A 20,789-nucleotide genomic window follows, 5' to 3' on the forward strand; every position below is an offset into this window, starting at 1 on the left:
GACGGTTGCCGAGGACAGGTGATAGACCTCATGGCGAAGAACCCATAAGCTATATTTATCCCCAACCTGATTCGGGTTTTTCCGCGACCCAAGTCGAGCGACCGTACGTGCTCAGGTAAAGCCGCTTACCGGCGCCGTCGTCTACCCAGCGCAAATCAGAGACCTGAAAGGTTTTTGGCAGGCCTAGACGTGTCGGCTGCCACGTCTTCCCGTGATCCACGCTGACATGCACGTCACCCGTTGCCCCGACAAATAAAGTGGGCGACGTTGTAGTCGGGTCGGCGGTGATCGTCGTGAGCGGAGCCGTCCAGGAACCGCCAGGCAGTAGTTCCCAGGTATCAGCACTGGTGATTGAACGGACAGGCCAGTGGATCACGCTTCCTCCGGCCGTGACGCCGAAAACCTCTCGATCGCCAAGGGCTACCATGGCGTTCACGGTGATGTTGAAGATCTTCTTGGAAAGCGGTAGGTCCGTGAAAATCCCAGACGGGTTGTCCAGGCTGAAGATACGAGTCTCGACATGATCTGGAAAAGTCGCGTCGGCGGCGACAAAGACCCGGGAGCCACTAGCGGAGCTCAGAGCGGTAACCGTGATTGAAGTGATCGCGCTATCCCAAGCTGGGATGCGGCCCAGAAAGTCCCAACGCATAGGCAGCCTTGGCTCTTCGTCTTGTGGAAACCGAGCTTCCACGCCCTGGACGAATAACCCGTAGACGTCGGCACCGCTGGCTCCGACCACGCACAGCAACCCGTTCTGATCGAAGCGCGGCGCAAGTACCGGCTCCATACGGGGCGAGACCAAGCCGCCCTCCCGCGGCGGCGGTGGAGCCAGATTAGGGTTCAGAGTGCCAAGCGGTATGACGTTCTCATTGCCTTTAACGGATTGGAGCTTATGGGGGTTCATCTTGCCCACGCGCCAGAAAAAGGCGCGGACACCAACCGAGCCATCGTTGTTAAAACAAATGAACGAGGTGCCGGTTGAAAGCGTCCGGCCGTCCGGCGTGCGCCCGGGCAGGAAAGCGGAGCCGAACCCGTCGCCGCCCTCTGAGTTGTTCCACGGAGTTCCGGAAAAACTGCCTACCGCGTCTGCATGGCCATAGACCACGCCGTTGTCCTGCAGTCCGCCCGCGACCAAGCCAGAGACCGCCGAGCATACGCCCATTGTCCCGTATCCTTCCGAGTTTGGGACAACGGCCGCCTGTTTCTCATTCTCCAAGGTGGCCAGGAAGCGGTTGAACTCCGAACGGAAGGTATAGGCCTTGCGCGTGACCGTCTGACCGCGCAGCCATGGTTTATCGTCGCGGGCGTTGTTCCGCCAGGCATGGACGATCTCGCCGTCCTCGCATGCAAGCAGTTCGAAATTGCCTGACGAACCGCCGCCGTAGTTGGATTGAAAAAAGCATCCGGGGCCAGTCGCTGTATGGCCGGCATGGGTGACCGGACCGATGCGCACCCAGCCCAGGCCCCCCGAATTGTCCTTGTACCAGGCCACCAGTTCGTGCCCTTCGGGGACGATCAGCTCAAAATTACCGTGATCGTCGTCGCTTGCCCGGTAATCGCTCTGGAAGAAGCTTGCAGGCCCGGTAGCATCCGCATCAATCACCCAGCCTCCTTTCCACGGCCACGGAGAGCCTGAGTTGTCGCGGTAATAGTGGACCAGACCCCGGTCCTCCAGCACCACGACCTCAAAGTTGGGCTCGTCCTGGTCGAACGGGAAATCGGCCTGGATGATGCAGCCCGGCGCAACCGCGCGGGTCGTAATGACTCCAGCCTTGCCCCATGCATTGTTCACATCCGAGTTGTCCTTTGAGTAATGCGCCAGCTCGGTGCCCTCAAGCACCACTACCTCAAAGTTTCCGTGATCGTCGTCGTCACCGTCTCCTGCGCCGAAGCTGCTCTGAATGATGCATCCAGGTCCGGTGGCGCTGCTAGTGATCACTCCTGCCCGGTTCCAAACCAGCTTCCCGTCTTGCAGGTACCCCCAGTAATGCACGAGGTCGCTGCCCTCTAGGACGACCACCTCATAATTGTTGGTATCATCAACTGACTGGAAATTACTTTGAATAATGCAGCCGGGACCTGTGGCCCGCGTTGTAATGGCGCCAAAATCGAGCCAGCCTTTGGCCATATCAGCGCTCTTGCGTACATAGACTTCCAGGTTGTTGCCTTCCAGAACGACAGCGAGCAGGTCCGGGTTGTTGCCGTTGCTGCGGATATCGGTTGCAATCACCCAAGCCCCATAGCCCCACTCGATTTCGATCAAGCCGCCATCGCTGGCCGCGTGCGCCAGCCGGGCGTCTCGGGCAAAGTGCCCGTTCAGCACCTGCGGGCCGTTGAAAAAGCGCATTCCGTGTTGGTCTTCGTGCACATGCAAGTTGTAGGGCAACACCTCGAATGTGCCGTCATCCTTCTTGTTTCGGGAAAAGCCGGGCAGCCACCAGGTTAGTCCGGCATTGAATGAGATCAGCGGGCTGTTGTAGCCGATCATGACAAGGTCCGGATCCCGAGGCGAGACAGCCAAGCAGGTGTTGTAATTAGTCTGCTTCTGCCCGGAATCTTGCAACGAGTAATGAGAGGATAGATCCTCGACACGGCTATCGAGGACATTCCAGCTGCGCCCGCCGTCGTCGGTGCGCAGCACCCCCAATACACGATCGCCGGCGGAGGGGTCAAAGGCCGCCACGGCATAGGCGCGGGGGAGGTCTGCGTCACAGGAAGCAACGGGAACCAGTCCAAAGACCGCCTGGATCAGTCTAGCATCGGCTCCCTGGTTGATAACAGCCGCGGGGCGCAGCACAAGAGTCAGCGGATCTTCCCACTCGCCGAAAAACAAGCCATGCGGGCCGGTGAATCGATCAAAGTCGGCGACGCCCCCAGCCAGACCGCTGACAATGACACTCTGCAGCGGGCGGTCCCTGTTCGCTTGCCCGCGTTGCACCGGTCCAGGCGCGATACTGTAATACCCGCCGTCCGGGATGCCCGGCGTCTTTGCTTTGCGCCAAACGTAGCCGTCTCCGGGCCCCGATAGCAGTGCTGGAATTCTCGCCCAGAGAACGCCCTGGTCTGTGGCCAGTGCAATAATCCGTGAAGCTTTCAGTACGGCGATGCGGTAGATCATGCCGATCGTTGGGAATTGGTTAGAAAGCGACACGATCTCGCGCCAGGTGATCAGCGGCAGTGGGGATGCCAGGTCGGTCTCGAACAGAGCTGTCCCGCCGGCATAGATATGGGTTCCATCCGCGGCGTTGGGGCCAGCGGCCAGGCAGCGGAAGCGCGAAAACCCCCACTGATTCCCAACGGGGATGGCCATGACCCCGGTTGAGGCGATGCGCCATACGCCGCCCGCATCGGCCGCGCCGGTCAGGCTGCCATCGTCCAAGGCCAGAACATCATTCATGCGTCCCGCATGCCACGGCTCGGAGGGGTGGTCGTCGTGTCCCGGCGCCCATTTGTCCGGCCCATAGATCCAAATACCGCGCTGGTTGGCAAGCTTCCACTGGATGTGAGTGTTGTCAGCCATGAGTGCCTCCAATTTCCCGATTTTGGATTTCTCGAAGAGGCCGCCCTAAAAGACTGCACAGGGGGATACGCTTGTTGCCGACGCGTACGACGGCCTCGTCCAGGAGGGCTGCCATCGAGGAGTAATCCTCGAGGTCGACGTTCGCCGCAACGATGGCGGGGTATTGCGAAAGACAGGGCAAGGTGCCATTTCGCCCCCGCTGTGGACTACTGCGAAGTTGCTGCTTCCACCTCGAAATCGCATCGAATTCAAGAACGATGATTCTGTGTAGACTGCGAATCGTGGCCAATTGCCGACAGGGACAATCGCATCGCGCTCCGATTTGCGTCGGAAACCGGACGATGTCCAGTTCCGAACTCTCAGCGTATTCCCGCTACGACTCGCCCCAATGTGCTGTAGCGCACATAAGCATAAGATCGGATGTGTAGTCCTGCAGGCAGGTCCATTGGCCGACAGCGGCGACCGCTTGAATGTCCGTCTATCGTTGCATCGACGGGTTGAATCCGCCACATTTGAGAGCCGTTCGGGCGGTCAAGACGTTGAACCGGCAATTGACTGCTCCTAGCCGACTACAGCCTGTGGCACGGGGAGGCTCGGTCATTGCCTTGCCGAGCCGCTCCCAACCAAGGGCACAGTTACACTTGAGAGTAGAACTCTGCACCCCATTTACCTCTCGTGAACAAACGTATCCGCCGCCCTTTGCCTCAATGGCCCTTTCCGCCAAGTCGCGATGTCGCTGGTCGCTCCTTCGGAGATCTCGTCGCGCTTCAATATTGCGGCGCGGAGGCGTGGCTCTGGCGATGCCGGTGCGGCCGCCATGTGACTGCCGCGCTGATGAACGTGGAGGGCGGTGAAGTGCATGATTGCGGCTGCCGTGAGCAGCGTCGTGTGTGGCGGTCGCGGCCGGGCTCACCTGCGCTGAAGAGCGGCGAGGTTTTCGGCCAATTGACAACGAAGCGGTACGAGGGCGATGGATTGTGGGCTTGCCGGTGCAACTGCGGTGCTGAGGTGACAGTGAGCGCCGGGCGTCTGCGAACGGGCAAGGCGCACTCGTGCGGCGGTTGCCTCGTCGCTCCGGCCGACCGAGCGGCGTAGCCCGCTTGGCTTGATTGTGCGATTGCCAATGAATAACCCGACGTTGCCGAATGACCGAAACTGGCCCGGTCCCGGCCCCATGGATCGCTTCGAACATGCAGTTGAGCGTCGCTTGTTTCGACGGACCGCCCTCGACCCGCAAGAGACGTTTGAACCTCTCAAAAGCGGTCGTTGAGATACATCACCTCGTTCTTTGGGTTGCAGCGGTTGCTGTTCGGGCGGCAGGAAACGCCCGTCTCCGCACCCCTCTTACGCGTTCCACAGAGAATGAAGTCGGGCCTCATTTCTTCTTCGCCTTGCGGGAAGTTGGATCATGACTGACTGCGTCCCTGACTGTCAGGACTATATTGTCTAGCGCCGCGAACATGGGCTCCACTGCATAGCCCGCAAGAAAGGGCACCGCATTCACGCTGAAAAAACCGAGAACCTTGCCGCTAGCGTCTTCGGACAAGAGGCCCAGGCTTGGGATCATGAATCCCAAAACGGCTCCTAGGATTGCTCGTAGGGTGTAGGTTGTGCCCTCACGAAGGACGAACGTTTGATTCGCGAGCCCACGGAAGATCGTTCTGAGAATGAAGACACAAGCCCCGAGAAACCCCAACGCGATTGGATTGACGAACGTTAAAAGCGGAATGAGATAACCAAGGTTGTTCCCAAGGAATCCCGGCTTGACCACCTTAAAGGCAGTTATTGTCAACACCAACAATAGCGCGATTACGGCTGCCCAAATCCATCGATCAATCAGGCTTTTTACACGATCTCGAGTGTCCCTTAGTATTTGGGACCTTGCCGGCGCACCAAATTCCATGACCTGCGAAATTAGCAACGAGGCGGTTGTGACGGGAAAGATTCTGGGACTTAACGCATCGATCGATTTTAGAAGAACCGCATCGGTCTCCGGAGGAATCGGCTGATCATTGCGGATTGCATATCTAAAATCTCGTAACGCGTTTGTTGCGGCTTCGAGGATGTCCTTTGGTATGTCGACGTCTTCCGCCGTGGAGGCGTAGCGTAAGATTCTCTCGAGGTCATACGCGCAACGTTCCTCGAAGCTTGGAAGGTAGTCAGCAGTGGTCACATCGTTCTTCATTTGCCTCTCCCGTTACCGAGCAACGTTTTGGACGGCGGCTTTGGCGGGCAACACAACGGACTGGCCTTCCGCGGCAACGCCCGTTGTCAAGACGAAGTTCGCAGGAACCTCTCCGTCCCGACTGTCGACGATGTATGCACCAAGGTCGAGTGTCCGAACTTGGCCCGCGTGCTGCCGGACGCGGTTTGCAAACGAGGCCGAACAGCAGAGCTCGCGCGGTGGGCTGGACTCGCCCCTGACCGGCCTTTCGACGCAACGCGACATCAACGGCGGTTCCCAGGATACAACGGCCCATCGCCGCACTGCGTAAGGACAAGAAGTCGGCCTCTCCTACCCCTTACTGATCTTTCTGGCGCGACGTTCTATTTCCTCGGCGCCGGTCGTCCCGGTGCAATGGTGCTGGCTAAAATTTCTATTTCGGTGGTCAGGGTCGGGGAAGATTCGCCGCCACCTCGATGGCCAGTTCCGGCAGTGTTTCGAGCGTCTGCACAATCTCTCGTGCTTGCTCAACCGTGTATTTACGCAGGAACCTCTGTGTCCTGCTTTGTGTATGGAGCGTAATCCAAACGGCCGAGCCTTTTGTAGTCAAACCTACCGTTTTGTCGACGCTAGTGTGAAATGAAATAGTCGTGGGCTCTTGAGTGAAGTGCTCGGCGCGGACGATTGCTGCTGACAACGACGTGATGAGTCGTGCAATGTCTCGCTCCTTGCACTCCAACACCCCGGGGTTGTATCGAAGATCGTGGCCACGCATCACAATCCGCAATTTATGAGCAGCGCTCCTTGCCACATACAAAGTTGCGCTTACTCCGAGAAGCCGAAGTTCCTTGCTAGCCTCGTATTGGTTGTTCGTTGAGAGAGGGCCTGCGAAGAGCGCGCAAGGCACAGCAACAATCAAAACTAACACGACGACGATGAGCGCCATGAGCCAAAGCCTGAGGAGGTTTGTAGGATCCAGCCAAGGGCTTGGAAGCGAGAATGCCGATTCTAACAAAACGGTCCTGCGAGATTCTAAAGGTCTGCTCTTTGTTCATGATCACGCGGTTCCAGTATCTACTCTCGTGATGGAAGCGAGCGGCAGAAACTGCCGAACCCGGGCGGATGCCAGTTTGGCGGGGCGGCACGGCGCCGTACTCCGACGGTGTCCGAGCATAAGCGGGAATCCACGAGCGCAGGAGGCGTACGGCGGCTGAAGAGGTCTCGCGGTCGGTGGTTTCATACCCCGTTCGAGTTGACTATGATCCAACTTAACCGGCGCGCCCGTCCGAATGTTGCGTCCGGGAGCGAGATCGACCGTTGCGCGCAACGGTGAGTTGATCAGCGTTAGGGCAATGTTGCCTACGGCGCTCGCCCACGACGAATCCGACGTTGGCACGTGCCATAACAACTGGTGCGAGTGGACAGCGACCATGAGGAAACTGACAGGAAAGCTACGGCATGAAGCTTCCCGCACTAGAAACCGGGACACAAGGCCATTGCTCTCGACCGAACTTACCGCCGTTGTGGCAGCAGTTATAGCAGCGACAGCAAGCGTCTCCGCTGTCTTTCTAAATCTGCATGGAACGATTGGGCTGGAGAACAGGAAATTCGAGCAGTTGCAACGCGACGATGCTCAAAAGAACCGGCGTCTCGCTTTGGCGGAACTGGCAAAGGAGTTGGCGGAGAACGTCCAACGGGCGACTCTGTTTGCGTGGGAAGCGGTAAATGATCCTGATGGAATGACACCTTCCACGATCGCAGCGTACGAGCAAGGATCCAAAGCAGCACTGCCAAAGGCTCTGTCAACTTGTCGGGCGTAGACTACCTGAGCAGCTAAAGCATAGTTATCCTTATCAGATAACGCACTCGACTGCGGCAGTAACAGTCCATCCATGCCATGTGGCGAAGCGTTCCTGGAGTACGGCACGATGACATGCCGCGTTCATCTGATGTCTGGGCAACGCGAAGTGCTGCCGGATTGGGCCGAAGCATGAGAGGAACGCCTGCGTGCGACGCGCATCGCGAAAGCCGCACATCTGTCGTTCGCGCCTGCGGGTCGGCTGGTGGCTGTTCTCAGCACGGTTATTTACGCGTGCAGCCGCTTTGACGAAGACGTGCTTAATATGAGCGAGCTCGGGAATGTCGGCCTTTGCTGCGGGATAGCTGCGCAGCTGGTCGGTAACGATCTTGCGCGGCAGCGGGTTTGAACGCAGCACCCGCCGGAAGAAGCGCTTTGCCGCAGCCTTGTCGCGCCGCTTTTGCACCAGCACGTCGAGTTCGACACCATGCTCGTCGACCGCTCGCCACAAAAGATACGGCTCGCCGCGCAGTGTGACGAACATTTCGTCCAGATGCCATGTACTGCCCGGCTTGCGCCGCGCCGCTTTGGCACAACAGGCGAATCGAGCGCCGAACTTGTCACACCAGCAACGGACCGTTTCGTATGTGACCACGACACCACGCTCGAGCAACAATTCCTCGATGTCGCGAAGGCTCAGGTTGAACCGGAAATACCAGCGAACCGCGCAACTGATGACGACTGCAGGGAAGCGGTGACCGTGATAAAGCGATTTCGTTTTCTTCATCACTTCATTCTACCGCCGCCTCCCCATCAACCTGACAGAGCCCCTTGAAGTGCTTGCCCTTGTAGTTGAGCACGTGCAGCTTGTCGGCGTCGAAGTAGACGCCGCTCGCCTTGTCGCGAACGAAAGCGTCGTCCTCCCAGCTGTCCCACAGGCCCGCCACCACGTCGTAGAACTCTTTCGCGCGCTCGTAGCGCACGGCATGATCGAGATGCTGGTCGAAGCTGAAGTTGTGCGCTTCCGTCTCCGTGCTCGACGTCACCAGGTTCCAGCCCGAGCGTCCGCCGCTCAGGTGGTCTAGCGACGCGAATTTGCGCGCGACGTTGTACGGCTCGTTGAAGGTCGTGGAGACGGTTGCGATCAGGCCGATGTGACGCGTCACGACGGAAAGCGCCGAGAGCAGCGTCAACGGCTCGAAGTGATCGGCGCGTGCCGTTCTCGATAGCGAGGGCAGGTGCGTGTCTCGCACGCTGACGCTGTCCGCAAAGAAGATCGCGTCGAACTTCGCGCGCTCGGCGATCTGCGCGAGTTCCGCATAGTGCGCGAAATCGAGGCCGCCCGCCGCGTGTGCATCGGGATGCCGCCATGCGGCGATGTGATGCCCCGTTTCCATCAGGAACGCGCCGAGACTGATCTGCCGTCTGTTCTGCCGTGCTTCGCTCACTGCCGACTCCTTCGATGAGGGTTTGAGATTGGCCTGCGTCACCACGCGAGCCGCCATTCGGTGACGCGTGTGTCGCGCGTGCCGCGACGCTGGCCGCCTTCGATGTTGTCGTCGCCGCCGGTCTCGGGCCGTCCCGTGAAGTCGGCGAGAATCTGCTCGCGCAGCCGCACGAATCGCGGATCGCCGTGCTCGCGCGGCCTCGGTAGATCGACGCGCGCGATGCGCTTCACGCGGCCCGGTCGTGGCGCCATCGTGACGACGCGGTCGCCGAGCCAGATCGCTTCATCGACGTCGTGCGTGACGAGAATCATCGTGATCTTTTCATGCTGCCAGATGCGCTGGAGTTCGTTCTGCAGGCGGCTGCGCGTGAGCGCGTCGAGTGCGCCGAACGGTTCGTCGAGCAACAGCACGCGCGGCCGGTTCACGAGGCCGCGCGCAATCGCGACGCGCTGCGCCATGCCGCCGGACAGTTGATGCGGATAGGCATGCTCGAAACCTTCGAGGCCGACCAGCGCGACATGTTCGGCAACGGCATCGCGCTTTTGCTGCTGCGACAGCGGTGTGTTCCGCAAAGCGGCCATGATGTTCTGCGACGCGGTAAGCCAGGGAAACAACCGGTGATCCTGAAACACGATGCCGCGCTCGAGCGACGTATCGCGCACGCGTTGCCCATCCATGCTGATTTCGCCGCGATAGTCGCTGTCGAGCCCAGCGATCAGGCGCAGCAAGGTCGATTTGCCGCAGCCGCTTGCGCCGAGCACGCTGACGAATTCACCGGAGGCGATATCGAGCGAAATCTCATCGAGCACGAGCAGCGCGCCGTCTTGCGCACCGCGCGTGTCTTTCTGCTGCGCATAGCGTTTGCTGACGCCGCGAATGCGGATGCCTTCGGAAACCGTGGTCGACATGACAATGATCCGTTCGATGAAGCCGCGCGCGTTAGTGAAGAGCATCCGGGCGCCGCGCAAAGACGCGGTGCTCGATGCCTCGCGCAAGCGAATTGAGCGCCCAGCCCGTCAGGCCGACGACGATGATCCCGAACAGCACGAGGTCCATCCTGAACTGTTCGCTGCCGTCGATCAGCGTATTGCCGATGCCGCTGCCCGCCACCAGCAGATATTCGGCCCCGAGCGTCGCGAGCCACGAATAGATCAATGCGAGGTAGAAGCCTGTAAAAATCGATGGCAACGCGGCGGGCAGAATGACGAAGCGGACAAGCTGGAGCCGCGAGTAACGGAAAGCGCGTGCGACTTCGACATAGCGGCGCGGCACGGCGTGAATGCCATCACAGGTGTGCGCGGCAACGGGCAGCAGCGCGGCCAGGGACAGAAACACGACTTTGGCCATGTCGCCGAGCCCGAACCAGACAGAGATCAGCGGTATCCACGCGAACAGGGAGATCTGCTTGAAGGTGTCGAACGTCGGCCCGATGATGCGTGTCGCGATGCGTGACAGGCCGAGCGCCGTGCCGAGCAGCAGTCCGCCTGCCGTGCCGATCACGAACCCGCTCGCTTCGCGTGCCAGCGAGGCCGACAGCGCGCGCAGAAGGGCGCCGCTTTCGACCTGCTGCCATGCGACGCGGGCGACATCGACGGGACTGACCAGCAGGCCGTTCTGGACCAGATGCAGCGCCGATGCGACCCACCATATCGCGAAGGCGGCAAGCGGCAAAACCAGTCCGCGCCAGTTGAAACGCGCCAGCCGCTTTTTTAGCGCCGAAGGCCGTGCCGGTTTCACCGGCGCGTCACAACTGCACGGCGGCGGCTCGCCGCGCTTCGGCTCGAACAGAGACTGCAGGGCGTTGGCAATGAAGTTCTGCGGCATGGGCGTTCCTTGCACAGTGGGTTCATTCGCGGAAAGCGGACGGCTGGCCGCGCCGCAAGCGCGCTTCGAGCGCATCGAGCAGCCGGTTGATCGCAAAGCCGATCGTGCCGACGATCACGACGGAGGCCATCACCAGATCGAGCTGAAACAGTTGCCGGCCATAGACGATCAGATAGCCGAGGCCCTCGGATGAGGCCACGAGTTCGACGACGACGAGCGCAAGCCACGCCTTCGTGAACGCGAGCCGGACGCCGGTAGCGAGCGTGGGCACGGCGGCAGGCAGAACGACGTAACGCACGCGTTGCCAGCGGCTGTAGCCGAACACGCGCGCGACTTCATCCAGTGAGGCTGGCGCCTGCCGGAAACCTTGCATCGTGCTCAGCGTGACGGGCACGAGCGCGGCGTGCGCGATCAGAATGTATTTGAGCGGCTCGCCGACGCCGACCAGCAGCAATAGAAACGGCAGCCAGCCGAGCACGGGAATCTGCACGATGGCATTGAAGCCGGGCAACACGTATGCCTCGACCGTGCGCGACAGGCCGAGTGCCGCACCGATCACGAAGCCGGCCAGCGTGCCCGCCGCGAAGCCGCACAGCACCCGTTGCAGACTGATCAGCGTGTAGTGAGCCAGATCGCCGCTGACGGCAAGATCGCGCAGCGTGTCGAACACGAGTTGCGGAGGCGGCAGAATCTGCTGCGCGATCCAGCCCCGCTCGCAGCCGATCGTCCACAGCGCGAAGAGGGCTGCCGGTAACAGCCACGGCGCGAGTTGCCAGCCGGCCGCCCTGACGCGCCGCCATGCGTTGTTCGGCGCGCCGGCATCCCCTTTAAAGTGCCGCGCTGCCGATGGCCATTCGCCTATCACCTTGTTCATCGTCGCGCTCCTCAGCCAAGCGGCTTGCCTTGCGCGTCGTAACGCGTCCAGTAGTGATCCAGCGTTTGCGCATGCAGCGCGTTATCGAGGTAATGCGGTTCGAACCAGCCGTCGACTTCGACGGGCTGGCGAATCAGTTTCAGCTTGAGCGCGGAGTCGGCAACGGCCTTGTAGCGCGCGACGATGAACGGATCGATCAGCGGCGAATTGCGCGACTTCAGCGGCTGGTTCGCGAACTCGGCCTGCCACGATGCATAGCTCACGCCGCTTTTGGCCCACTGTTTGAAGAGCGCATCGCGATTCGCTTCGTCCGACGACCATTGCGCGCCCTTGACGAATACATTTACTACGCGCTGCACGATGTCGGGGTGCGCGTGGTCGAAATCGTCGAGCACGAGCAGATGCGATTGCCGCGTGAATTGCGGGCCATCTGTCTGCGATTCGTAGATGATTTTCGCAAGTCCCTGATCGCGCAGCTTGTACAGGTGGTAATCGTTGACGGACGCGTCGATGCCCTTCGACGACAGCGCGGCGAGCGAGCTCGCGGAATCCAGGTTGATCACACGCAAATCGCGCTCGCTCAGCTGGTTCGCGGCGAGGACGTTGTCCGCGACGAGCTGGAGATTGGTGCCGCGAAAGATCGACACGCGCTGACCTTTGAGGTCCTTCACGCTTTTGATCTGAGAGTCGGGCGGCACGGCGATTTTTACGCCGACGCGTACGCCCGATTCGAGCAGGATCCGCGTCTTCAGTCCGTTGGCGCGTCCGAGCACGGCGGGCAGATCGCCCTGAAAGGCGAAGTCCAGTGATTTGTCGGCAATCGCCTCGTTGACGGCGGGGCCGGCGCCTTTGAAGAACAGCCACTCGACCTTGATGCCGTCGGCGGCGAATTCCTTTTCCAACAATTGCTGCTGCTGGACGGTGGCAGCAGGCGAGCCGCCGAAAGTTGGCGGATCACCTGCGCCTTGTTGCGCGACGCCGATACGGATGACGGCGGGTTTATCGGCATGCGCCTGAGTGGCCGTCAACGCAATTGCAACTGTAAGCAAGACAGACTTCAGAAGAGCGAAAGTTCGTGAGGTTCGTGGAGTCATCGTCTGAGTTGAGTGCGTACGCCAGTCATGATCGGAGAGAATCATTCTTGACGACGTCACTCATCAGGACAAGAAAGCATTCGAGCTATGGATATGTGCGCCGATGCTTTTGCAGAACGCCAGACGGTCTCTGACGAATTGCCGCTTGCTACCGGATATCGACGATTGCCTCACGCACATCGATCTTGCGCGGAATGACATGCTCGCGGTAAGCCAGATCGGCTGAGTCCTGCTGGGCATCGATGACTTCGTCCGTGAGCGGATAGTGCACGCCCCATTCCAGCCGTGGCAGCGCACGTGACCAGATGTCTAGGCGCACGCCCGTGTTTTGCGACAGGAACTGCGCCGTCTGCGCGGGATGCGCGAGTTCTAGTGCCGTCTGCCGGTCGAGCACATCGAACAGCAGCCGCAACGCCGCGGGGTAACGCTGCGCAAACTCACGCGTGCCGATGTAGAAACCGTATTGCGGCGACGACAGCTGACCGATAGAGAGAATCGTGCGCGCGCCCGTCGTCAGTTCGGTGTCGGCGTAGCGCGGATCGGGCACGGCCCACGCGTCGATGAAGCCGCGTTCGAACGCGGCGCGCGCGTCGCTGTAGTTCAGATAGACGAACTGGACCGCTGACGCTGGTATTGCTGCATCGGCGAGCGCTTTCAGCACGAACAGATGGCCTTGCGAGCCTTTCGCGAAAGCGATCTTCTTGCCCTCCAGATCTGCGATGCGCTGGATCGGTGAACCGGGGGGCACGATCAGGCCATAGCTCTTTTGCAGACGCGGCGCAAACGCCACGTACACAACGCCGGGCGCAGCGCCGGCCTGCGCGAGAATCGGCGGCGTCGATCCCACTGTGCCAACATCGACATCGCCCGTGTTGATGGCTTCCACAAGCGGCGCGCCGTACACGAACTCTTTCCACTTGACAGTGACGCCGTGCGGCGCAAAGGCTTTTTCCAGTTCGCCAGATGCACGCAGCGCGACGAGTGGATCGCCCTTCTGGATGCCGATGTTGATCGTTGCGGGCCACGTGCCGTCGGCATGAGCCCATGTCTGAAAACCAAAGCAGAGGACGAGCGCGACGAGCGCTCGCCCCAGGCGGCAGAGTGATTGCATGATGGCGGAATCAGGTTGGGAAGTACGGATTGGCGGGACGGGCCAGTCCGTAGTGGCCGCGCAGCGTGTCGGCTTCGTATTCACGCCGGAACAGTCCGCGCCTTTGCAGGATTGGCACGACGTGATCGACGAACACATCGAGTTGTGCCGGCAGGATAGGCGGCATCACATTGAAGCCGTCCGCCGCTCGGCTTTCAATCCAGTCTTCGATCACATCGGCGACCCGCTCGGGCGAGCCGGCCAGCGTGAAATGACCGCGCGCGCCAGCAAGCTGTCGCAGCAGTCCACGCAGCGTCGGCCGTTCGCGCGCGACGAGATCGGTAATCACCACGGCGCGGCTTTGCGCGGCCTGCACCGTCGACGGGTCGGGAAAGTCGTCTCGGGAAAGCGGCTGATCGAGCGGCAGCGCGGAGAAGTCGTGTCCGCCGAAGCGGTTCGACAAGCGGCTCAGGCCGACTTCGATATCGGTCAGCGCGTTCAGTTCTTCAAGCAATGCATGGCCTTCCGCATCGGTCGAACCGATCGCGGCGCTCAGGCCCGGAAGAATCACGACTTCATCGGCGCCCCGTCCAGCTGCGATTGCCGCCTGCTTGAGTTCGGCATAGAAGTCTGCCGCTGAGGCTTTCGTCAGATGCGCGGTAAAGACCGCTTCGGCATGGCGGGCCGCGAAAGTCTTTCCCGTCGCCGACGATCCTGCCTGCACGAGTACGGGGCGGCCTTGCGGTGTGCGGGGCAGATTCAGCGGCCCGGCGACGCGATAAAAGCTGCCCTTCCAGTCGACGCGCCGCACGCGCTCGCGGTCTAGAAAGCGCCCGGCGTCGACGTCGTCGATGATCGCATCGTCGGCCCAACTGTCCCATAGCGCCTTGACGACACCGACGAAGTCCTCGGCGCGAGCATAACGTTCGGCATGTTCGGGCGCGCGTTCATAGCCGAAGTTCGGACCTGCGCCGCCGACCCACGAAGTCACGATGTTCCAGCCGATGCGTCCGCCCGAGATGTGGTCGAGCGACGCGAACTGGCGCGCCAGATTGAACGGCTCGGTGTACGTTGTCGACGCCGTGGCGATCAGGCCGATTTGCGTCGTTTCGCGCGCAAGCGCGGCCAATGTCGTGAGCGGTTCGAGTGCGCCGCTCGCGACATGGCGAGCACCTTCGCCGAGTTCGAGTGCGTCGGCGAAGAAGATCGAATCGAAGCGGCCTGATTCGGCCCGTTTCGCGAGATCGGCGAAATAGGTGATATCGGTCAGCGCCTTGCGCGTTGCGCCCGGATGACGCCAACCCGCTTCATGATGTCCGCGGCCGTGAATGAACAGATTGAGATGAATCGAGCGAGGCATGGGCGTTTTTGTCGTCGTGACGCGGCGATTGAGGGTCGACTCATTCTATTGACGCAGACAGGCAGCTCAAAGGAAGGAAGTCTGATATCGATATCGCGCGCGGATTTGACTGTCACGACACGCCTGTCGTTGCAGCAGCGACTTTATGACTTCAGCAGATAAGCGTATCGACCTTGATCGTTGCCTCGAGGCGCGCGCGATCATCGCTTTCTTGCTGGACGACGAAACTGTCTCTGTCGTGGGCGTCTTTTATGGCAGTCAGGACTACGAGACTGCGCTTGGATCTGAAGAGGGATGAGTCAAAGCGGAAATCTTGTAGGCGTATACATATTCGCTCGCGGGCGCAGGCTTGCCGGACGCGGAATTTGTGCAACAACCTGCTGCACAATTGCCTTGGGTCTGACATGACTAGCCGGCTTGAAAACAGCGTGAATCAATTACCGCCGAAGGACGGTCCTGACGTTGATTAGTGGCACGGCTTGTCGCTTTGCAGTCCGCGAGAACCGGAGATGCCGCGAGGAGCCCAGCTATAATTCACTGATTCCCGAACCGTATCGTCCAACTCCGAATCCCGACGAACCAAATCTCGCGGCGGCCGAACCCATAAACCGCTGACAAAGGCGCTGCTGTTGCCGATGGATCGAGCGTCTGCGAACGAACAGTCCTTGGCAAATCACCTTGCACTGGTCGCGTGCCGGAGTGGCCACGGAAATGGGCACCTCGTGAACGAGCTCATACGCGCCGTGTATTTGAGTTGGTTTCTGCAGCGTGCCGGATATGGCAATTATCCAGCCGAGCAATTCAAGATTGCCGAGTGCGCCGTTGAAGCGACCCTGGCTCACGCCCACGAGACTGGGGAGTGGCACATCCCGTCCGAAGTGGTCGTCGATTTTGAAGCGCTGCTGGCCCTCCACGACTCACAACTCGCCAGTGCGCCTCTGCACGCTGTACTCGAAGCCGAGCAAAAGCTCAGGACGTTCCTCGGAGGAACATCCGACTCTCCAATTCTGTTGAGTGCCTGACCGCCTCGAGCAGGGCGTTATTCCTCATTCTGTTCTGGCTGCGTCAAGCATCTGCGTCACAAACGGTCGTCAGGTGGCCGGGAGAACCAGGGGCAACCTGGCACCGCATCCACTTCCGCTTGGGGCGGAAGGCGCGCGAGTAGTGAATTCTGATCTGGAAGGGAGTGAATGCAGCCCTGCATGAAGCAAACTAAACGGCACTGCCAACATGCGACCGACGAATATTGCCGAACTGCAGCGTACGTTGTGAATGGGCAAATCGAGCCCCGATCGCAGATCACGATCGGCCGCTGCCTGATCCAGAACTTTCCGGAAAACTGAATTTAGTCTATATTCGGTCTGAATGATGCGACCAACGGAGGATCAGACATGCGCCTGGCAGATCACGTAAAGCCAATCAGCTACCTGAAAAGCGACGCAGCGCAGATCGTCAAGGATTTGACGGCTTCTGGCGAGCCGCTGCTTATCACGCAGAATGGCGAAGCGAAGCTCGTCGTTCAGGATGTGCAAAGCTATGAGGACACCCAGCAAACGCTGGCGTTGCTCAAAATTCTGGCCTTGGGCCAGAAGGACATCGAGCAGGGGAAATTCAAGGATGCCGACGAGTTTCTCGCCGAACTCGACGATCTTGACCGGAAGGAGCAAATCCGCTGATGGGTCAGGCGAAGTTCAGACTCCTGGTTCTCTACGAGGCGCAGGAGGATACGAAGGATTTGCGTCGCTACATTCTCAAAAGCTTCGGTGCTCAGACGTGGAAACAAACGTCTGCGGAATTGGCCGTTACGTTGGGTAATATCAGGCAGTTCCCACACAGCGGTTATGTTCCGGCTGAGCTCGCAGATTTCGGCGGTCTGAATTTCCGGGAAGCCTTGAGCGGCCAGAATCGGATTATCTATGAGCTGCGAGACGACACGATTTACATTCACGTCGTCACTGATGCGCGCCGCGATCTACGAACGCTTCTGCAGAAACGACTATTGCGTTCTCGCTGATAAATTCAGCTTAGAGGTAGATGTCTTCACGCTGTAGTGCCGTATCCCTCGCCGGCTGGTATACACGTGCACTCCCGAAAAAGCTCACTATGGCGGAGATTGTTGATTTCGAATACGCAACTAACCGTCTGTGCCGACTACGTGCTCGTCAAAAGCACAAAACCGCCAGCAACACGACAGCCGTCTAAAAAAACAACAAGCACGTACGTCGCCGGCGGTTATCGATAACGGATACCTAGTGAAGCTGGACCGTTGCGTCATTGACGATTGCGCTGCTTTCGACTTCTGGTAGATTTATCGCTGAGTAGCGCAGTACAAATACAAAGACCGCGAATGATATTGTCGAGGTACTTCATGGAAGTTCTTGATCGCCCGCCCGCCGTCTCGCCAGACGGACGCGCTGTGGTTTTCATGGTGTCGATTCGTGGCCGCGAGGTCGAAGGCGCAATTGCGCGTGACGCACTCGAACAGCATTTCTGGTTACCACGGAGCGCCGACCCGACGCGTACGCTCAAAGCATTTGAAAACGGTCGGAACCGCATCGTCGCGGTTGCTCAAAGAAAATTACTCGCGCGACCAGATGAGCCGCTGTGGCTGACCTTGAACGACTTTCTGGTCAGGTAACCGACGGTTGCCGGACAGTTGGTTGCGAGGAGGGCGGGGCGCTGACAAGTAAGTACTACGCGGTTGTGTCAGGAAAATCGGGACGTAATTCCGCCTCAATCTGGTCCCATGGTGGGCAAATCCGTCTCCAGTGATTCGGGTACCTCGCGCATGAACTGGTAGCGGCCGGTGTGCATCGAACGTGCTCCGCGGCACCTTGCCAAACCGGCCGTTAAAGTCAGCGATGAAGTGGGGCGTGTAAGCATTGCCGGCCTCCTTCGTGCTGATCCCGCGTAGCCGCAATTCCTTGACGAGCCGGTCCTGCAACGTCAGATTGGCGCGCTCGGCACGGCCCTTCGCCTGGCTGCTGTTGGCGCAGAACGTATCTACATTCAGCTCATACAGCGCGCGGCCAAACTGCGTCACTACCTTGCCTGACGTGACCGAATGGCTGTTGCAGTGAAACACGCTGGCCTTGTCGCTGTACAGCGCCACCGGCTTGCCATGCTGTTCGAGGTACGCGCGCATCGCCTCGAAGTAACTGAAGGTCGATTCGGTCGCCGTGAAGTGCAAGGCCATCAGCCGGCCCGTCGCATCGTCGATGAACACCAGCAGCGTGCACGCGGGCGCGCGCTCCTCGAACCACCGGTGATCGCTGCCGTCGATCTGCACCAGTTCGCCCAGACACGCCCGACGGTTCCTCGGCTGATGCAGCTTCGGTGGCCGCTGTTTGCGCGGAATCCACAGCCCGGCCTCACGCATCCAGCGCCGCACGGTTTCCTTCGCTAGTATCACGCCATGAGACTCGGCGAGTTTCTCGCACGCCAGCGTCGGCTCAAAATCGGCGTAGCGTTCGCGCACCAGCGCCATCGCACGCGCACGGACATCCACCGGCAGCTCGCGATTGCTCGGCTGCCCACGCCGTGCCGATACCAGCCCGGCCGGTCCGGCGGCCTCGTAGCGCCGCACCAGCCGGCTGACCTGACGCTCGCACAGCAGCAGACGTTCCGCCGCCAGCACGACCGTCAGGCGATGCTGGACGACCGCCTCAATGATCTTCACGCGCTCAAGCTCGTGCGTGCTGATCGTGATGAATCCACGTCCGTTCATGGTCTGGCTCCGGGCTGGCTATCTCGCCGCAGCATGCGCCACAGTGCGTGAACGTAAGTTTCGAATTTTCAACCTCTGCGAGGAGCAACCGCCGGTGCAGCGTTAGCGCGCGGTTGTGACGTGCCAAAAAGGCTGTACCGCACCACTTCGAACCAAACGCAATTGTTTGACTCCGTTGGCGGCAGCTCATTGTCGACGCAATCTACAAACTCTCTCCGGCGGAAACCGTATGGTCACCGGGCGACAAAGGCTGATGATCATCGCCCAACAGGAACAACGATGACAACTGACGGGAGCACTTCAATAGGTTTAGCGCTCCGAACCTGTCGCACAGCGCGATCTGGGATTACAGCTGTACATGAAAAGGAGCGCACGGGTTGCCCTCATATTGGGGATTTCCCCTGGTCATGCGCGCATTGAGTCTTTATTGGAACTCTCGCATGCGCATCCTACATCTTTGTCGTATTCACCATTCCCTGATGCACTGGGAAATTTTTGGGATAAAAAATGTTGAAAACATGCAATTTAACGCATGGCTTTGGATTTATTTATTAGCCGAATCAAAATAAAATATTTTTTTGCATCCGATCGCGACAATTTTACATTAAATAAACAGATGCTGACGATGACTTGAAGCAAGCACCGAGGTTTTGCGGTGCGATGAGAAAAACCTTTACGAAAAAGAACTCGATATATAAAACTAAAAAATTACGCCGCCTGCACGATATGACGTGGAAGCGGCGTAGTAATTTTGAGACGGAGGCTACTAATGAACTAAGCAATCAATGTAGAAGGCCGGCGCGCCAACGCCGGCACATTTCTCAGGGTTTAGCCAATTTGATTTTGGTTGATGGTCAGGCCGAAGTCAAGGGCTTTTCGCGTCCCCGAATCCCGGCGAAAGTCGGTGTGGGTTCTGGGGAGGAAAGGACTTGTTATGTCACGAAATATGCGTTATGAGGAGCGCTTCGACAGAATACCTGCTTCTGCTGCGATTCGATCCAAGCAGAGAGGGCTGGCGATAGCTTTCGTATTTTATTCACCGAAAAACAAACTGAAGATGACGGTAAATGGTATTCCAGCGTACTGCCATTTGCTTCTCTGTGAGGGGAATCCGTTAATCTCAGCGTTCCGGCCGCTCACCATTAATGAAAGCGGTTCAAATCGGGTTCGACAGGCCGCTGATGTCTTCTACAAGAACGGAGAAACTGAGACATGGGCGTTTTCTTGGGCAGAACCCAAAAGCGGTGCAATCAGATTTTTGGACGGAACCTCAATTGTCCGATGGCGGTGCGCCCAGGAACTTCAAGGCAAGAGTGTCCTGATAAACAACTGGATCCGTCTGACGGCATTTATGAGTGCCGCCCGTGGATTGTGCACAACGCAGGAGCGCGCACTTATTCGATACCACCTAGATAACCACGGGTGCGCGACGATCGGTTCACTCATTGATCTCAGCGGGGTCGACTGCGGCCTGATGCTTTCTGAAGTGGCGGCAGAGTTGGCGTCGGGCGCCATTTCGTGCGATCTCGCAAGCCGCGAGTTGAAAAAGTCAACAATGCTGACGAGGCCATCATGAACTCTCGATACTCGAAACTTTCCGTGCCCGACGAATTGAAGGACACGTCGAAATGGCCGTGCCCGGAGGAAAATTTGGTGGAGTGGCCCGACCGATATTTTCGAACCAAACGGGCGATCCAAATGCGTGTGTCTGGGCATACGTACGGTGAGGTGTTTCAGGAAACGGGCGTCCTGAAATGTGAAGTAATAAGACAAATGCGCCGCTGTCTCACTGAGCAACTACCCGGTCGCATCATGGGCTTTCATGCGCTAGTGCCGTACGCTCGCGTAGGACCATACATCCGGACCAGGTCCGTACGTTGCGATCTCCTT

The 20,789-nt window shown here is 59.2% G+C and carries 17 protein-coding genes and 2 pseudogenes; 7 read left to right on the top strand and 12 right to left on the bottom strand.

Annotation, left to right across the window (positions count from 1 at the left end; genetic code table 11):
• Window positions 1–55: 55 nt before the first annotated feature.
• The 3 genes from OH764_RS36135 to OH764_RS36145 all read right to left on the bottom strand — a co-directional run bounded on the left by OH764_RS36135 (window position 56) and on the right by OH764_RS36145 (window position 6,630).
• On the bottom strand, window positions 56–3,520 hold the full coding sequence (locus OH764_RS36135; protein WP_498851776.1) for a hypothetical protein: 3,465 nt from the start codon (window positions 3,518–3,520) through the stop codon (window positions 56–58).
• A gap of 1,375 nt (window positions 3,521–4,895) precedes the next feature.
• Window positions 4,896–5,705, bottom strand: coding sequence for a hypothetical protein (locus OH764_RS36140; protein ID WP_498851777.1), 810 nt, complete (start codon window positions 5,703–5,705; stop codon window positions 4,896–4,898).
• Window positions 5,706–6,129: 424 nt separating this feature from the next.
• A complete protein-coding gene (locus OH764_RS36145; RefSeq protein WP_498851778.1) occupies window positions 6,130–6,630 on the bottom strand; it encodes a hypothetical protein in 501 nt (166 codons plus the stop codon).
• A 484-nt stretch (window positions 6,631–7,114) separates the two neighbouring features.
• Here OH764_RS36145 and OH764_RS36150 point away from each other — a divergent pair, with 484 nt between their 5' ends.
• Window positions 7,115–7,504: a hypothetical protein gene (locus tag OH764_RS36150; protein ID WP_498851779.1), complete on the top strand. Its 390-nt coding sequence runs from the start codon at window positions 7,115–7,117 to the stop codon at window positions 7,502–7,504.
• Window positions 7,505–7,537: 33 nt separating this feature from the next.
• Here OH764_RS36150 and OH764_RS36155 read toward each other — a convergent pair whose 3' ends face one another.
• From OH764_RS36155 to OH764_RS36190, 8 genes and pseudogenes are all read right to left on the bottom strand, one after another.
• Entirely contained in the window at window positions 7,538–8,269 is a 732-nt protein-coding gene (locus OH764_RS36155; protein WP_498849139.1) for an IS6 family transposase, read from the bottom strand.
• Window positions 8,270–8,312: 43 nt separating this feature from the next.
• Window positions 8,313–8,879 (bottom strand): annotated as a pseudogene (locus OH764_RS36160) (NtaA/DmoA family FMN-dependent monooxygenase); the annotation flags it as partial.
• A gap of 89 nt (window positions 8,880–8,968) precedes the next feature.
• A complete protein-coding gene (locus OH764_RS36165; protein WP_498852028.1) occupies window positions 8,969–9,838 on the bottom strand; it encodes an ABC transporter ATP-binding protein in 870 nt (289 codons plus the stop codon).
• A 31-nt stretch (window positions 9,839–9,869) separates the two neighbouring features.
• On the bottom strand, window positions 9,870–10,754 hold the full coding sequence (locus OH764_RS36170; protein ID WP_498851780.1) for an ABC transporter permease: 885 nt from the start codon (window positions 10,752–10,754) through the stop codon (window positions 9,870–9,872).
• Between the two features lie 22 nt (window positions 10,755–10,776).
• Window positions 10,777–11,628, bottom strand: coding sequence for an ABC transporter permease (locus tag OH764_RS36175; RefSeq protein ID WP_498851781.1), 852 nt, complete (start codon window positions 11,626–11,628; stop codon window positions 10,777–10,779).
• An 11-nt stretch (window positions 11,629–11,639) separates the two neighbouring features.
• Window positions 11,640–12,722 (bottom strand): type 2 periplasmic-binding domain-containing protein, encoded by a 1,083-nt coding sequence (locus OH764_RS36180; RefSeq protein WP_498851782.1) that lies wholly within the window; start codon window positions 12,720–12,722, stop codon window positions 11,640–11,642.
• 148 nt (window positions 12,723–12,870) lie between these two features.
• Entirely contained in the window at window positions 12,871–13,833 is a 963-nt protein-coding gene (locus OH764_RS36185) for a type 2 periplasmic-binding domain-containing protein (protein ID WP_498851783.1), read from the bottom strand.
• A 10-nt stretch (window positions 13,834–13,843) separates the two neighbouring features.
• Window positions 13,844–15,172: an LLM class flavin-dependent oxidoreductase gene (locus OH764_RS36190; RefSeq protein WP_498851784.1), complete on the bottom strand. Its 1,329-nt coding sequence runs from the start codon at window positions 15,170–15,172 to the stop codon at window positions 13,844–13,846.
• 145 nt (window positions 15,173–15,317) lie between these two features.
• On the opposite strand from OH764_RS36190, the gene OH764_RS36195 reads away from it, so the two are divergent.
• The 5 genes from OH764_RS36195 to OH764_RS36215 all read left to right on the top strand — a co-directional run bounded on the left by OH764_RS36195 (window position 15,318) and on the right by OH764_RS36215 (window position 17,810).
• Window positions 15,318–15,470, top strand: a complete 153-nt coding sequence (locus tag OH764_RS36195; RefSeq protein ID WP_498851785.1) for a hypothetical protein — start codon at window positions 15,318–15,320, stop codon at window positions 15,468–15,470.
• Window positions 15,471–15,894: 424 nt separating this feature from the next.
• On the top strand, window positions 15,895–16,194 hold the full coding sequence (locus OH764_RS36200) for a hypothetical protein (RefSeq protein ID WP_498851786.1): 300 nt from the start codon (window positions 15,895–15,897) through the stop codon (window positions 16,192–16,194).
• A 369-nt stretch (window positions 16,195–16,563) separates the two neighbouring features.
• Complete coding sequence (locus tag OH764_RS36205) at window positions 16,564–16,848, top strand: type II toxin-antitoxin system Phd/YefM family antitoxin (protein ID WP_408528561.1); 285 nt, start codon at window positions 16,564–16,566, stop codon at window positions 16,846–16,848.
• Entirely contained in the window at window positions 16,848–17,186 is a 339-nt protein-coding gene (locus OH764_RS36210) for a type II toxin-antitoxin system RelE/ParE family toxin (RefSeq protein WP_498851787.1), read from the top strand. The genes OH764_RS36205 and OH764_RS36210 overlap by 1 nt, the downstream gene beginning before the upstream one ends.
• Before the next feature lie 354 nt (window positions 17,187–17,540).
• The gene (locus OH764_RS36215; protein WP_498851788.1) at window positions 17,541–17,810 is read left to right on the top strand and encodes a DUF1488 family protein; all 270 of its coding nucleotides are present in this window, start codon (window positions 17,541–17,543) and stop codon (window positions 17,808–17,810) included.
• Window positions 17,811–17,960: 150 nt separating this feature from the next.
• Here OH764_RS36215 and OH764_RS36220 read toward each other — a convergent pair.
• Window positions 17,961–18,899 (bottom strand): annotated as a pseudogene (locus OH764_RS36220) (ISNCY family transposase); the annotation flags it as partial.
• 934 nt (window positions 18,900–19,833) lie between these two features.
• On the opposite strand from OH764_RS36220, the gene OH764_RS36225 reads away from it, so the two are divergent.
• Entirely contained in the window at window positions 19,834–20,475 is a 642-nt protein-coding gene (locus tag OH764_RS36225; protein WP_498851789.1) for a hypothetical protein, read from the top strand.
• Window positions 20,476–20,789 lie beyond the last annotated feature (314 nt).

It is taken from the genome of Burkholderia sp. M6-3 (assembly GCF_050858985.1).
In the GTDB taxonomy this organism is placed as follows: Bacteria; Pseudomonadota; Gammaproteobacteria; order Burkholderiales; family Burkholderiaceae; genus Paraburkholderia; species Paraburkholderia caledonica.

Excerpts from the sequence above, each read along its gene's own strand:
- OH764_RS36135 (WP_498851776.1), bottom strand. The coding sequence starts at position 3,520 with ATGGCTGACAACACTCACATCCAGTGGAAGCTTGCCAACCAGCGCGGT.
- OH764_RS36140 (WP_498851777.1), bottom strand. The coding sequence starts at position 5,705 with ATGAAGAACGATGTGACCACTGCTGACTACCTTCCAAGCTTCGAGGAA.
- OH764_RS36145 (WP_498851778.1), bottom strand. The coding sequence starts at position 6,630 with ATGGCGCTCATCGTCGTCGTGTTAGTTTTGATTGTTGCTGTGCCTTGC.
- OH764_RS36150 (WP_498851779.1), top strand. The coding sequence starts at position 7,115 with ATGAGGAAACTGACAGGAAAGCTACGGCATGAAGCTTCCCGCACTAGA.
- OH764_RS36155 (WP_498849139.1), bottom strand. The coding sequence starts at position 8,269 with ATGAAGAAAACGAAATCGCTTTATCACGGTCACCGCTTCCCTGCAGTC.
- OH764_RS36165 (WP_498852028.1), bottom strand. The coding sequence starts at position 9,838 with ATGTCGACCACGGTTTCCGAAGGCATCCGCATTCGCGGCGTCAGCAAA.
- OH764_RS36170 (WP_498851780.1), bottom strand. The coding sequence starts at position 10,754 with ATGCCGCAGAACTTCATTGCCAACGCCCTGCAGTCTCTGTTCGAGCCG.
- OH764_RS36175 (WP_498851781.1), bottom strand. The coding sequence starts at position 11,628 with ATGAACAAGGTGATAGGCGAATGGCCATCGGCAGCGCGGCACTTTAAA.
- OH764_RS36180 (WP_498851782.1), bottom strand. The coding sequence starts at position 12,722 with ATGACTCCACGAACCTCACGAACTTTCGCTCTTCTGAAGTCTGTCTTG.
- OH764_RS36185 (WP_498851783.1), bottom strand. The coding sequence starts at position 13,833 with ATGCAATCACTCTGCCGCCTGGGGCGAGCGCTCGTCGCGCTCGTCCTC.
- OH764_RS36190 (WP_498851784.1), bottom strand. The coding sequence starts at position 15,172 with ATGCCTCGCTCGATTCATCTCAATCTGTTCATTCACGGCCGCGGACAT.
- OH764_RS36195 (WP_498851785.1), top strand. The coding sequence starts at position 15,318 with ATGACTTCAGCAGATAAGCGTATCGACCTTGATCGTTGCCTCGAGGCG.
- OH764_RS36205 (WP_408528561.1), top strand. The coding sequence starts at position 16,564 with ATGCGCCTGGCAGATCACGTAAAGCCAATCAGCTACCTGAAAAGCGAC.
- OH764_RS36210 (WP_498851787.1), top strand. The coding sequence starts at position 16,848 with ATGGGTCAGGCGAAGTTCAGACTCCTGGTTCTCTACGAGGCGCAGGAG.
- OH764_RS36215 (WP_498851788.1), top strand. The coding sequence starts at position 17,541 with ATGGAAGTTCTTGATCGCCCGCCCGCCGTCTCGCCAGACGGACGCGCT.
- OH764_RS36225 (WP_498851789.1), top strand. The coding sequence starts at position 19,834 with ATGTCACGAAATATGCGTTATGAGGAGCGCTTCGACAGAATACCTGCT.